The 14,931-nt window shown below is 31.3% G+C and carries 10 protein-coding genes; all 10 read right to left on the bottom strand.

Features of this window, described 5'->3' with window-relative positions; translation table 11 throughout:
* Positions 1–1,266: 1,266 nt before the first annotated feature.
* The 10 genes from AABL85_RS15830 to AABL85_RS15785 all read right to left on the bottom strand — a co-directional run bounded on the left by AABL85_RS15830 (position 1,267) and on the right by AABL85_RS15785 (position 14,927).
* Positions 1,267–3,237 carry an OmpA family protein gene (locus AABL85_RS15830; RefSeq protein ID WP_341310778.1) on the bottom strand — a complete coding sequence of 657 codons (1,971 nt, stop codon included), beginning with the start codon at positions 3,235–3,237 and terminating at the stop codon, positions 1,267–1,269.
* Positions 3,238–3,724: 487 nt separating this feature from the next.
* Positions 3,725–4,936, bottom strand: coding sequence for a helix-turn-helix domain-containing protein (locus tag AABL85_RS15825; RefSeq protein ID WP_341310777.1), 1,212 nt, complete (start codon positions 4,934–4,936; stop codon positions 3,725–3,727).
* Positions 4,937–6,010: 1,074 nt separating this feature from the next.
* On the bottom strand, positions 6,011–6,865 hold the full coding sequence (locus AABL85_RS15820; RefSeq protein WP_341310776.1) for a DUF3078 domain-containing protein: 855 nt from the start codon (positions 6,863–6,865) through the stop codon (positions 6,011–6,013).
* Between the two features lie 429 nt (positions 6,866–7,294).
* The gene (gene traN, locus AABL85_RS15815) at positions 7,295–8,158 is read right to left on the bottom strand and encodes a conjugative transposon protein TraN (protein WP_341310775.1); all 864 of its coding nucleotides are present in this window, start codon (positions 8,156–8,158) and stop codon (positions 7,295–7,297) included.
* 30 nt (positions 8,159–8,188) lie between these two features.
* Entirely contained in the window at positions 8,189–9,478 is a 1,290-nt protein-coding gene (gene traM / locus AABL85_RS15810; RefSeq protein ID WP_341310774.1) for a conjugative transposon protein TraM, read from the bottom strand.
* Between the two features lie 278 nt (positions 9,479–9,756).
* Positions 9,757–10,380, bottom strand: coding sequence for a conjugative transposon protein TraK (gene traK, locus AABL85_RS15805; protein ID WP_341310773.1), 624 nt, complete (start codon positions 10,378–10,380; stop codon positions 9,757–9,759).
* A gap of 16 nt (positions 10,381–10,396) precedes the next feature.
* Positions 10,397–11,389, bottom strand: a complete 993-nt coding sequence (traJ, locus tag AABL85_RS15800; protein ID WP_041892498.1) for a conjugative transposon protein TraJ — start codon at positions 11,387–11,389, stop codon at positions 10,397–10,399.
* 3 nt (positions 11,390–11,392) lie between these two features.
* Positions 11,393–12,025 (bottom strand): DUF4141 domain-containing protein, encoded by a 633-nt coding sequence (locus AABL85_RS15795; protein WP_341310772.1) that lies wholly within the window; start codon positions 12,023–12,025, stop codon positions 11,393–11,395.
* 78 nt (positions 12,026–12,103) lie between these two features.
* Positions 12,104–14,599: a TraG family conjugative transposon ATPase gene (locus AABL85_RS15790; RefSeq protein WP_341310771.1), complete on the bottom strand. Its 2,496-nt coding sequence runs from the start codon at positions 14,597–14,599 to the stop codon at positions 12,104–12,106.
* Positions 14,583–14,927, bottom strand: a complete 345-nt coding sequence (locus AABL85_RS15785; RefSeq protein ID WP_341310770.1) for a DUF4133 domain-containing protein — start codon at positions 14,925–14,927, stop codon at positions 14,583–14,585. The genes AABL85_RS15790 and AABL85_RS15785 overlap by 17 nt, the downstream gene beginning before the upstream one ends.
* Positions 14,928–14,931: the final 4 nt, after the last annotated feature.

Raw genomic sequence — 14,931 nt, 5'->3', positions numbered from 1 at the left:
ATCATGAACCTTGCTAGCAGTATCCTTAATAGAGTCTACTGCTCCTTCTACTTTATTCTGAGCCTGATCATGAACCTTGCTAGCAGTATCCTTAATAGAGTCTACTGCTCCTTCTACTTTACCTTGAGCATTGTTCACTGTTTTTTTAAATTGATCTTCATTCATATTCCTTTTTTTTAAAATTAAACTTCTTTACAACTCATAATTTTCTTCTTCACAGAATAAACATTACTAGATATATTCTATAAAAATAGTATAGTTAGTCTTTTTCTTTATTTAAGAGGATAAATTAATAATCTGATCTCCGTTGTGCTTGATTAAAAGACCCTAGTTTCTAGTTTTGAAACTAAGGTCTTCATTACAAATACCACACTATTTTATTATAAAGTTTCTTACTACCAGCTTTTTAATCGTCAAGTAAATAACTCCTTACTTAAAATCACAAAAAAAAAATAAAATAGCTTATGTGATATTTGGTAATCTTCAATCATTTTTAATTAGTACTCAAATATCTAAAAAATGTCTAAAAAAACAGTTTTGTTTTGTTATCTATATATTCTTACTAACAAACTAATAACTTAGTAAGACTAAAAAACTTCTAAGAATCTAAGATTGGTAGAGAAATGGAAAGAGGGTTACAATTTTAACCATCCTCATAAAGCATTAGGAAATAAATCGCCTAAAGAATATAAGCCAAGATTTGATGAAGAATTATTTATCGAATTTAAAGGTGTCCTAAAATGGGGAAGCCTACACCTTTTAATTCGCATTGATATAAGTTCGATTTATAAAAAATATTTAATAGTAAATAGAGCTAAGTACAATAAAAAAACTTGTAGATATATCTACAAGTTTTTTAAATTAATACACTAACAAATGAAAAATATCTATACTCTTTATTTCTTTAAATTATCTAATTAAAACATTATTCTATACTCAACAAAAACCTATAATCCTTCTCAAAATAATATAATTACCTTACAAATACTTCAAAAATAAAATTCTATAGAGCATACTTTCCCTCCCCATAAATTACCTATTTGTTTAAAAGTTTGTAACCTACTAATTGTATTCCAAGGACTAAGTTACTTCACAAATAATAGAATGAATAACTTAGCCTTGGTATAACATTAATAAAACTATTGATTATAAAAACACTTATGAGTATACATCTTAATTTTTTATTTTTAAATATTACCACATTTTCTAAGCAAAGATTTAAAAAATTAAATATTTGCCCAATAAGATACTATGAAACATTATTATCTATAAATCAATAACAATAAATTCACTACGTCTATTTAACTGATGTTCTTCTACTGTACATGGTACTCCATTACTACACTTATTCTGTAATTGTGTCTCACCATATCCTTGTCCTGTCACTCGGCTTGCCTCGATACCTTGGCTGATAATCCACTGTACTGTAGACTTCGCTCTGCGATCAGACAATCTTAAGTTATAATCATCGTTTCCTCTACTATCTGTATGAGAACGAACATCTATCTTCATAGTAGGGTACTCTTTTAATACTTCTACCACTTTCATTAATTCAATAGATGCATCTCTACGAATATTTGATTTATCAAAATCAAAGTAGATTGGATTCAGTTTTAATTTCTTAAATAGATCATCATCTTTAGCAATAGGTTTCTCTGTTTTCTCTAAAGGAATATCTTGTTTTTTAACTCCTCCAGCTACAGCGTCTAATTGTACACTTACTTCTTCAGTATTATACTTATCCGCTACTGCTTTTAGACGATACTTTCCTCTACACTCTAGATCATCTATTCTATAATATCCCTTATCATCAGTGATTATTTCTCCGATTACTTTATATGAGTTATCATACACAGTTACTTTAGCACTAGTTAATACCTCTTGAGTATCTTTATCAAACACAATACCTTCTAGACTCTGGTGACATACTTTCTGCATAAAGAAGTAAATATCATCTCCTCCTACACCATTCACTCTATTAGAACTAACGAATCCTTTGCGTGTCTTACTATCAATATAGAATGCAAAATCATCTGTGCTACTATTAATAGGTGTTCCCATATTTGTCACTTGACCTACACTTCCATCTACATTAATCTTCGTCACAAAGACATCTAAACCACCAAGTCCTGGGTGTCCATCTGAACTAAAGAACAAGAAGTAATCTTTAGATATAAATGGAAATGTCTCTCTACCTGCTGTATTTACTTTATTCCCTATATTCTCTACTTTACCATATTCTCCTGTAGGATATAATGCTACTCTGAAGATATCAGACTGTCCTAAAGTTCCTTCTCTATCTGAAGAGAAGTATAACCATTTATCATCTGGTGTTAAAGCTGGGTGAGCTGTATTATAGTTATCCGAGTTAAACGGCAACTCTTCTACATTCTCCCATTTACCTTCTTCTGATAAAGTCGCTTTATATATTTTTAATAAAGTTGAATGCTCTTTATTTAATCTTCTCTTCCCTTTTGCACTTGTATTATTACGTGTAAAATACATCGTCTTCCCATCAGAAGTAAATACAGCTGTTGCTTCATTTACTTTAGTGTCTAACTCAGGTGCAAACTTCACTGGTTCTTCAAAAGTACCGTCTGCATTAATCACACTACTGTATAAACTTGTAAAACTCTCGTTCGTCCATTCGTGTAATCTCTTTCCTGACTGATGTTCTGTATTACGAGCAGAAGTATAAATCAACTGATTTCCCAATAAAGCTGCTCCATAATCTGAATATGCAGTGTTCACACTTATATTCTTTAGTTCGTATCGATCAGAGTTATTTTCTATCTCTTTTAGATAACGGTCTTTACTAGATTCAAAAAGTTGCGCTCTAGAATCGTTTGCCTCTAATTTAGAGAACTCTTCCATCATCAGTTTTGACTTATCATAGTTCTCTACAGCTTTTAGCGTCTGCGCGTAACGATAATAATATTCTGATGGTAACACTTCTTTACCTTTATCTTCGTATTGACCTTCAAACAATTCAGTATACCACTGATTTGCTTCTATTAATTTTCCATTAAAGTAATATGCATCCGCTAACTTCTTCAGCATATCAGCATTGGTGTATCCTTTGCTAGCTATGCGTTCATAGATCTTGATCGCATCTACGTAAGCTTGGGTTTGATATTCTTTATCCGCTTTCTTCTCTGCTACTTTCTGTCCATAAGTACTCATACCTACGAAAAGCAACATTGTCAATAAGCTTATTTTCAATAGCTGTTTTTTCATACTTTATTAAAATTAACTTACATATTAAATTACTAAATAATAATCTTTAAATAATTCGCCCAAATCTTTAGGTAAAAATCAAAAAAAAATTATATAAAAAAGTGTTTTTTTGTTATATACAAGTACATCCTAAAAAAAAAATAATCACCTAACAAATAAACACTTGTAAACAGCTAATAAAAAACAGTTTATACTTTTTAATAATGAAATTATACATCAAATATTTTATAAAATATTTGTTCTTTTTTAAATCTTAATCTAACAAAACTTAAATAAATATACTTTAGATTAACAATCTTATATCAGAGAAGTTAATAACTACTAATACTCTTTGAAGAGGTTTAAAAGTGAAATAATATTCCTTTATCTTTATAAAGTTCTTTTGTACAAAAGATATGTTTTTTCTTTCAATAGTAATATTTACTCATATCTTTATTTTATATAAATCAGCACTACTAGATTGAAGTCTTTCTTGATTTGCAAAAAATTATAGAGATTTTAGATATTCTGAAGGAGTCATCCCTGTAATACTCTTAAAACATTTAAAGAAGGATGCTTTAGAATTAAAAGCGCTTTGAAAAAATAATTCATTAACAGTAATTTTTTCCTTCTGTTTTTGATTTTTTATATATTCCAAAATATCATCTATACGTAGAGAATTTATATATTCTCGAAAATTCATATTATGAATAGAAGAAAAATACTGAGCTAAATAATACCTTGATATCTTCGTTTGTATGGCTAAATCAGTAATTTTAAAGTTAGGATCTAAATATGCTTTATTTATTAAAACAATCTGATTAACTTTTTTATCTATTCTATTAAGTACATCTTTACTCAATCTTACTTTTTCATATTTGGTATCTTCTTGATAAACATCCTCTTCACTTTCAATCACTTTTAAATCTATATTTTTTTGATTATCAGTATCCAGTACTATAGGATCACTAAATTGAAAGGAGATTAAAACTTGATTTTTTTCTTGAACAATATCAAATTGACCTTTAACCTCAACATCTGTGTTATTATAAATATTGTATATTAACTTGTATCTCAAAGTTCCTAAAAAAGCATAAAAGCCAAATAAATTTAATCCTAAAAAGCTAAATAACACATTGTAATAATATCGATAAAAAACAAGAGTTATTGCAAAAAAAACAGAAAAAATAGAAATAAAAACCAACAGAATCATCAGTACTTTATAGGTTTGGAAATATTTTTCCCTATTTATTTTTATAGATCCTAACATGTAAAACCCCTTGATAGCATAATATAACAAATGCAATGATACAAAAACACATAAAAAATACCATATATCACTACTTAAATGTAAATCATCTATAAAGTGAAAAAAGACAAAAGATAAAAAAACAAAAAAACATAATGAAAAAAAAGAATTCTGTAAATAGTAATTTAAAAAGCTATTTTTTTCTTCCAATAAATAATGGTATAATATCAAGAACAAGTAAGGTCCATAAAATACAAATAATAAAATCCACAACGGTAACATATGTGGATCTTTTTTAACTACAAAAAACCAAAAGAAAGAGGAAATTTGTATTATAACAAGATAATTAAGTCTACTTAATAAGTTAAAACTTACCATATAAACATTCTTCTTTTTTACTATATAATATAGTATTAACTCTTTTATAAAAAGAATACCTAGGCTAATGAAAAATAAAATATTTATTAACATCTCTACAGTTTTATAGTTTAATTAAATATTTGACGATTTATTTTTAAAGATATATTATATATAGATGTTCATAGAAGTAAAACTACTAATATATTATTAATAATAAAACATTAATACATATATTTTACTGAAAAAAAAATAAGGTAATTCAAATAACATATGTATATGTTATATAATATTTAATAAATGACCTAAATAGAAGTAGTCTAACAATAGTTGATCGATTTATTATATCATGGAAATTAATTTATAACCTGAGTTCGATTATAACTAATTTTTTTTATCATTTAAAAATTTAGTGTCTTTTTATATAGAGGTTAGTACTTGATAACTTTTTTCATAATACCTATTTCTTATATACTTTACTTTTTAATGCCTATACTTGTAGAGTATTATCGCAATGACTCAAATAAAGTTAAAAAGATCATGAATGAAACTAATTTTGCTTTAGAAGCTACTCAATCTATATCGATACTTACAAAGCAAGATGGCAAGTAGAAACCTTATTTAAAGCCTTCAAATCTAGTGGCTTTAAACTAGGACTTGACTGCCTATCAAGATTACTGCTTTCTAAAAATGAACACACCCCTTTAAATATCAATTGCTTTAGTTTTTTGTCGTGTACTTAAAAAAATAGAAGATTAAAAAAGATTGAATGACTAGAAAAAGAACTAACTAAACTAAAGAATATTCAATAATAAAATAACCAGACTTTATACTAAGATAGAAAAAGCTTATTCGTCAATATAATGTAAGATCTGCTTTTTTTGGGGGTTGAACTCCTCGGAAATAAAACTGATAACACACGTTAAGAACCAAAAGTTGATGACTTTTGAGCTCGTATAAAAAATTATACTTCTTTTTCAAAGTACTAGAATAACAATAATTATTAAATGAAATATTGATAATTGATAGATTTTAAGCTACTATTTAACTTAGGTAGATCTAACCTAGGCTAATATATTATTGGCTAGAATCTTTTTTATCAGACGACTTTTCAGAAAAAAGGGTCGGAAGATTAATCTTCCGACCCTAACTAGCATTTGCCAACCTTTTTCCTTTGTATGTATTCTATTAGAAGTTGTAGTTTACTCCAACTCCAACCATCTCTCTAACTTGGAAGCCTTTATAAGCTAAGTCATCATAGATTGTTTGGAATGTAAAGTTTGTAGAAAGATATTTATTAATCTTCATCACTACATTCAACTGATAATCAATTACCACATTCTCTGGTTTTTTCAGATAGTTAGAATATAAGTTTAAGATATTCTCAACAGATACATTCTCCATAACGTCGAATTTGTAGTATCCATTAATAGACATCCCCAGTTGGTATTTCATTGATTTACCTTTTTCAACACCAAAAGCATCACCAAACTCTGTAAAGTGGTCGTGAACTAAGATAAAACGTGAAGTAGCTGGCGCAATATTCACTTTTAAATTATCACTCTTTTTCCACAACATACCAGGTCCTATTTGTAAGTAAGCTGGAGACATAAAGTGAGAGTTATATACTCCATCTTTATCTACTCCTCTATCCATCTGAGTCTTGAAATTCAAGAATGCAGAATAGAACCAGTTACCCTGAGCTTTTTTACCTAGTAATGAGTTAAACTCTAATCTATCATCAGTTTTTTTCTGATCTTGCCCTTTTAACTTAGTAAGACCATAACTAGCAATTATTTTATTATCCCAGTTCCAATCACCTTGTTTGTAATTGAAATCGTAATTCACTTTAAAACTTCCAGATACGTTATTATCTCCACCTGCTTGCCAATTTGAGAAGCTAGATTGGTTAAGTAAAAAAGTAAAATTACCTGTTCTTGTCCATGGGCTAACAGCTTCTATTGCTGTATTAGACTCAGCTTCCTGAGCATGAACCGAATAAACTGCTAAAAAAGCATACACTCCTAATAAAATTCTTTTCATGTAGTTAATTTTTTTTAGCAAAAATAATAACGATAAGTTAAAATAGCAAAAAATGAACTAGTTTTTAATCACATGTTTATACATATAAGCAATTAATTTATAATACAAATTACTATGATTTCAGCTAAAATTACTACCAAAAGTGGAAGATCCAATTTCAATGCATTCTCAATTATACTTCATATTTATATTTATTTTAAAACAAAATTACGTGATTCTAAATCATATTGACCTTTTCTTACCTTAATTATATCATCTATATCAACTCCATAATTAGCTTGAGAGCCATTATAATAGAAATCAAAGTTATTACCATTACCAGGAACTTCTTTATTATTTAAGAAGAGACCATATGTTCAATTAAAAATAGCGCCTAAACTTAAACTTTTTTAATTAATGCCTCTTTTATTCACTAGTAAACATACCAAACTATTGTTGATGTAATTTTTTTGATTTTAAAATACCCGAACTTCTTACTTTCAAAACCTGATTTCTCACTCCATTCTTCTCATTAATCTCAATTAAAAGCACTTGTTTGTCTGATAAAATAAACTGATCAAACATAAAAACATTATCTTGTTTACTTTGACTATTAATAGTTTGATAGTCATTAATAATTCTAATCGGTTTTAAATTCACTTCTTGAATAGTGGTTCGTTTTGAAATTCTTCTATCTTTGATTTTAAAGCTGACATAGTCAACCTCATATGGTAAATTACTTTTGTTATTAATAGAGATGTGAAAGTATAATTTACCATCTTGAACATAAATATTCTTTAACCTTGCTTCTACTGCGTAGCTTTTGCTTTTAATGTTTAGCTCTTTTTTATTCTTTTTGATGATTGCTTCCATAAAAAGATCAGCCAGACTTGGCCTAGTTGTACCTAAGTTTTTGAATAACACTTCGCTTTGCTGTTTATTTACTTGTTTTTCAAACTTGGTTAGGTCATAACTTAGTTGTATCGGCTTTTCTTTGTAAGTAGTATTGAAACTATAGTATTTGCCATCGTTTGTAATTACAGTAAAGTTTGTAGGTTTGATAACTTCTTTTGTAGTTTTTAAACGAAGAACATTGGAAGTTACCTCTACTTTATTAGCTATTATTTCACTACTTCCTAAATCAACATATTCAATGCTGCTTGGAAATAAAATATGAGTGGTTTTGTTTTGAGTAAGTTCTACCTTATAAGGAATTACCTCAGCAGTTGATAGATTAATAGATTTGCTCTTTTGAGCGATTAATGTATTTACTGTTAATAAGCACAATAACATATGTTTAATGGTTGTTTTCATAATGATTTGATTTTACTTGGTTATTGATTGTTATTCTTTAGGAACCAGAAACAGCTCTTGTCCTTGTTTTAAGGTTACTCGTTGAGCTTTTACTTTCTTTGAAAAGTAACCCGACACTCCTTGGATTAGTCCTTTGGTTAAATCTGTTGCTATTTGATCTGAGGCAGATCTACTCATTGAGATACTTGTGCCTGCTGTCTGTCCCATATTAGCTATGATTTCTTTTGAGGCGCTTATCTCTTGAAGGTCTAATACCTCAAGTCCTCTTTGCCCATAGTTGTCATAACCAATAAGCTCTGTTTCTATGATAGTCTCTTCTATCTTAATAGAATTTACACTAAGCTCTAGCCTGCCACTGTTTACTTTTACTTTAGCAATGAGCGTGCTTTCACTAGGTAATAAAGCTCCATTTATTACAATGCTCTCTAAAAGTCTTAGTTTGATGTAACCTTCGTTTATAATAACCTGATCTTCTTTGATACTTACTTTTATACTGTTTTTGTGGATTTGCGCTTTAGGTTCTCCTTCAGCAGTATAAAAGGTTTGATTGTTTTCAAAATTAATTGGTAATACTAAATCCTGAAAACTCATTGGTTTTACAAGCGTAGAAACAATCTCTTTACTTGTTTTATCAATAACTGTAATAGACTGCTTCTTACTTGGAATTGTTTTGATGCTGCTAGTTTGATTTACGGGTACTGATACATTTGGAGTTTGGCCACTAGGTAAATACTTAGCTGCCATCTGAAAAGACTTTTCCATAAGTTCTAATTGATTATCCATAGTAATAGTAGTTGGAGTATCTTTCTCTTCTAATCGCTTTTCTAACTCTTCTATTTGCTTTTTAAGACGATCGGTTTCAGGATTTTCAGTACTGATGTAAAAACTACCAAGCACATCTTGGGTTTGCTTGTAGCTTTGATAAGACCGCTCGTAGGGCGTGTAAGTAGGTTCTACATTATAATCCTTATGATTATAAGTAATATTAGACTCATCTTGAGGCTCATTCCAATAATCTGCTAAAGAGTGAATTTGATTTTCATTTTCCTGCTTTTTTTGTTCCCATAGCTCCTTTTCATAAGCTTTTACTTTATCTGTTGGCATCCCCTGGGTTATTGCCTCAGGAACGGAATCATTGTGAGTGATAAACTCCTTCTCTTCAGGTTTAAACAAAAGATACATTGCCCCTAAAAACACAATGCCCATTAAAGCAAAGACAATGTGCTTTTTGTGTTTTTCTATAAGGTTTTGAATTACCTTATTTTCTTTGGGTACTTTCTCTATCTGATGGTTTTTTTTTGATGACTGATCTTGATTCATAATATTTTAGTTTTACTAGTTGAGTGTGATTCTACCTTTTGCCTATCAAGCAAATACTTAACGGGTTTTATATTACTCTGATTCACTCTACTTGATGCTTGCTTTATTTTAGAAGTAAAGCTTGTCTTTACAATAAAAAGACAAACAAGTCCGTAGAGTGTAAAAACGGTAAGTAATAAAACTCGCTGTTTTTCTATAGAGAGGTTATTTAAGTAGACCTTAAGTCTACTTAAATAACTGTTTCTTAGAAGTTGTAGCTTATTCATAGTCTTATTTTTTTAGCGTTTAACAACTTCTAAGTCTTTATTCTCTACAACTGTGAACTTTTCGATAATAAACCCTTGGGGGTTATTATCAGAGCGTACAGCCGAAACAATCTGGCTACTTGTTATAAGATTCCTTTTAGTTAGGTTACTAGATCGTATGATATACTGAGTCGCATAAGTCATTGTTTTATAGGGATAGTTATTAAAGTCAATTTTAATACTATCTACCTCTACCCTTTGTTGAATATTTCCTGAAATTACGCGGCTATAGTACCCCTTTTCAAGTAAGTCTTTATAGTAGTCAAAAGCGGTTTTATCTGCAAGGTTAAACGCTCTTTGCATATTTCCTTCAATGGCTGCCTTTTCAGGTGAGAGGGTAAAGAATAGCTCATGAAAGCGCCTTACGTGCTCTCTTGCCTCTACTGGTCTATTTATACTTGCGTCTTGAGAAAGAGCAAGCATAAGTGATTTGCCTTTATCAAGCACATAGATTTTCTCTCGCTGCTCTTTAGCAAAATCATAGCTTTTATAGATAGAGAATCCTACTACTATAAGACAAACTACAGCAAATACAATAGCGTAGAGTCTAATTTGTTTAAAGCTGTTTTCTATATTTCGAAGTGATTTAAATTCCATATTTAAAGTGTTAAAATTATTTAATTAGTCTACCAGTTATATTTCCTGAGGTAGCCCCAACTGCAGCTGAACTAATATTACCTGTTTTAAGCGCAGATTGATTTACATTACGAAGAAAACCTGAGCCTCCACTGGCTTGAATAATCCAACTTGTAACGGTAGGAATTGTAAAGTATCCCACAATGCCAATGATCATAAAAATCACATATATTGTATTTGAGGTATCAGGGATAAAGTTTGGATCTGAAAGCAATAGCATATCTCTTTCAAGAATTAAGGATTGTATCCTAGCTAGCATTGCGCTAAATAAATCGGCTACAGGTAACCAGAGATACACGCTTATATACCGCGTGAGCCACTGTAAGAGCGTAGATTCAAAACCACTCCAAATGGAGATTGCAAATGCAATAGGCCCTAATATGGACAGCACAATTAAAAAGAAGGTCCGAATCGTGTCTATAATTAAAGCTGAAGCCTGGAAAATTATCTCGAGTATCTCTCTAAAAGCATCTCTTAGATTTTTTTGGAAATCATATTGCCATTTCTCTAAATACATTCCTGTCATAGTGGCTAGATCCGAGGGTGACCAGCCAAGCTCATCAAGTTTTTTATCAAAGGCCTCATCAGAAATTAAATAAGCAGCCTCAGGATTTCTAAGCATAGCCTCCTTTTCTAAAATGTCTTTCTGTTTTTGTAAAGATGTTAGATCTATAACCTGGGTTTCTAATATCTGATGCGTTCCCTTTACAACAGGACTTAAAACCGTGTTTAAAGTTCCTAGAACAAGGGTTGGAAAAAACATAATACAAATTCCCAAAGCAAATGGCCTAAGCATTGGATACACATCAATAGGCTCTGCTCTTGCTAAGGCTTGCCATACTTTAATGCCGATATAAAAAAGCGCTCCAAGACCTGCTAAACTCTTAGCCACAGATACCATCTGACTTACAAGTGGCATCATATCATAATAGAGGTTTTGTAAAACCTCATGAAGATTACTCTCACCCATAACTCACCAGTATTTTTGATTAGAAGTACCGTATAAATCAAGTACCCTTTGGGTATTGTTTTTCTTTTTAGCCCTTAAGATGCTGATGCCAATATTTTTTCTTGTGTAGTAACTAACAAGGTTGTGATAGTCTTTTACTTCTTTGTAAACCCTATCTATAATATCCATACGCTCTTTATCATTTAATGATAAAGTTGAACTACTTACAATCTGCTTAAGCTCCTTCACAAGCTCTGTACTTTCTTGAAGAAGCACGGAATATCCATTAGCTATAGCTACAAGTTCCTGAGGGGAAAAGTTTGGATCGTTGAGCATCTTGCCAAAGTTTTTGACATATAGCTCCGAAACGTCACCTACTAAAAGCACTGTCTGCTGAACCTTCCTTGCATCTTTAACTAGGTTATTAACCGATTGAAGTTTATCGTAATACTCCTTGCTCTGGTTATAGACCTTTTCTACTTCTTTGAAGTTTTTAAGCACATTGCTAACTGTAGCGGAAGTTTGTCTTATTTCATTAGCGCTATTTATAATACCTTGGGCTAAGTTTCCTGGATCATAAACTGTCCACTGGGCATAATTCTTTATTGGTAGAACTAGTAGCATCGCTACCACAACTACCTGTAATAATTTTTTCATTGTAATATGTTTTAATTGATTGGTTACTCTACTGAGTACTATTTTTTATCCTTAGAAAAGTTGGATTAGAGTATTTTCTTATTCATGCTGTTTTTCTTGTACAAGCCGCTTTATAGCCATCTCTAGATTACCATCAAACTCTTTAGCTAGGTTCATAACCTCTAATTTTTCCGTTTCCTCTGTGGTATAAGCTAGGTATTCTGAGTAGCTTACTTCTGTTGCATATACTCCCGAGTGAGTACCACCAAGACCAATCCATACTTCTTTGTAAAGGCGGTTTGGATTGTTGTTTAGGTTTATTGAAAGTATCTGAGCTCTTTCTTTGTCAGTAAGTCCAAGCATGGCCTGTATATCATCAAATTTATTCATGTACTTGCGCTGATCAAGCAGTATTTTACAATCAGAGTTATTGATAATACTCTCCTTAACTATTGGAGATTGAATAATATCATCTACCTCTTGGGTTACTACTATTGCCTCTCCAAAGAACTTTCTAACGGTTTTAAAAAGGTAGCGTAGATAATCTGCCATCCCCTCTTTAGCTATGGCCTTCCAAGCCTCCTCTATTAAGATTAGCTTGCGCTGACCTTTAAGACGCCTCATCTTATTTATAAACACTTCCATGATGATAATAGTCACAATGGGAAACAGAATTTTGTGCTCCTTGATTAAATCTATCTCAAAGACGATAAAGCGTTTATTAAGTAAATCAAGCTCACTTTCTGAGTTTAATAAATAGTCATATTCGCCTCCTTTGTAGTAAGGCTCTAGTACATTTAAAAAGTTATAGAGATCAAAGTCCTTTTCTCTAAATTGTTTTTGTTCTAACTCAGCTTTGTAATCTGTTTTGATATACTCATAAAAACTGTTGAAACTTGGTTTTATGTGGCTTGTTTGAAGCTTTTGAATATAGCCACTAACTGCGTTTGAAAGCGCTACTTCCTCCGATCGTGAGGGCGGCTGGTCATCACGCTTCCAAAGCGTCAGGATAAGAGTTTTAATACTCTCTCTTTTTTCAATATCAAACACGCCATCATCAGTATAAAACGGATTAAAAGCAATTGGATTTTCTTCGGTGTATGTAAAATACACGCCATCTTTCCCTTTTGTCTTTGCTTTAATAAGCTCGCATAAGCCTTGGTAGGAGTTTCCTGTATCAACTAAGAGCACATGCGCGCCTTGCTCATAATACTGCCTTACCATATGATTGGTAAAAAAGCTCTTACCACTTCCCGAAGGTCCCAAGATAAACTTGTTACGGTTGGTGATAATTCCCTTTTTCATCGGCAAGTCTGAGATGTCTAAATGAATTGGTTTACCAGTAAGCCGATCTGCCATTTTAATTCCAAAGGGAGATAGTGAGTTTTGATAATTGGTCTCCCCTGTAAATAAGCATAAGGCAGGTTCTATGAAGGTATAAAAGCTCTCTTCACTTGGAAAGTCCCCGCTATTACCTGGCATACCTGCCCAGTAAAGTGTCGCAGCATCAACCGTATTGTGTCTTGGTACACACTCCATAGAAGCAATAGCACTTCCACAGTCATTTTTAAGCTGTTTAAGCTCACTTAAATTATCAGACCAAGCCATTACATTAAAGTGAGCTTTAATAGATGTTAGTCCTTTGCTATGAGCTTCATTTAGATATTCCTCTATCCATTGCTTGTTAATTTGATTGGCTCTGCTGTATCTAGCAAGTGAGTGCATATTCTTAGCCGACTTCTCAAACTGCTTTAAATTAGAGTCACTATCTTCTAAAAACAAATACTGGTTATAGATGTGATTACAATTAAGCAAGAGTCCAACTGGTGAAGCAAACGATAAAGCCATGCTGCTTTTATCGGTTGATAGCTTTTCATAACGTGATAAATACGATACCTCAGTAGGAAGATCCTCTGTACTTGAAAGGGTATGTAAAGAAAGGCTGTTATCTCCTACTCTAACCTTATCGCTACTTATAGCTATATCCTGAAGGCTTCCTCTTTTACTAGAACTTAGAGTCAGGTACTGCTCTAATAGTCCACTTTTATCTTCTGAGCCAATGATATCTTCTTCTGTTAGTTTAATTAACTGAATGAGTCCACTATCATTAACTATTTTCTCAAGTTGAGCAGTAGCCTCTAAAAAGCTTAAAACTGAGTCTTTATCTCTAATCTCTTTAGGAATAAGCTCTCCTCTTGTAAGTGAACAGAAATTGCTTTGGCTTTTGATTCGTTCTCTTGTTGTCTTAGTGATAAACAAATAACAACTATGATTCAGATAGGGACGCTTGTTAAAGTGCCTTTCAAAGCTTCTACTTAGATAGCTTTGTTCTAGATCTTTAAAATCCGCATGATAGCTTTCTTTTATAAACCAATCTTGCTTGTGAATCACAGTAAACTCAGGCAATGTTTTAATAGCCTTATGCCACAGGCTGTGAATAGTCTCATACTCCTTATCTGAGATGGTGAATATCTCAGGTAAGATGACTTTATAGCAAACCGTGATATCTGCTTGCTTAGAGACAATACAGTTATTCTCAACCGAAAGAATCGGAAACATCCTTTCTAAGGTATTTGTTTTAGCTGTATTTCTCATAGTGTCTTAGTTTTAAGTTACTACTTAAATACCCTCTAAAATTTTTTCTTGAGATGATGTATCTTGGAAAGTATTTTCTGGCTTGAAGCTTCATAAGACCATACTGACCATATTTTTTGTTCATTGAAAATACTTTATAAACAAGATAGCCTGATAGTCCAAGACCAAGGATTAAACAAATAAGATTGTTTAACCCTGCCATATACAAAACCATAATAAAAATTAGATTTCCTAATAGTCCACCTGCAAAATAAAACAGGTACTGAGCCTTGAGTCCTTTAAATTCTACGCTAGCTCCAATGCCTTTATTAATATTATACTTTTTCATAAGC

Source organism: Myroides odoratimimus (genome assembly GCF_038039805.1).
Classification (GTDB): domain Bacteria; phylum Bacteroidota; class Bacteroidia; order Flavobacteriales; family Flavobacteriaceae; genus Flavobacterium; species Flavobacterium odoratimimum_B.
Note: the sequence above shows the minus strand (reverse complement) of the source record. Positions and strands in the feature narration are given on the sequence as shown.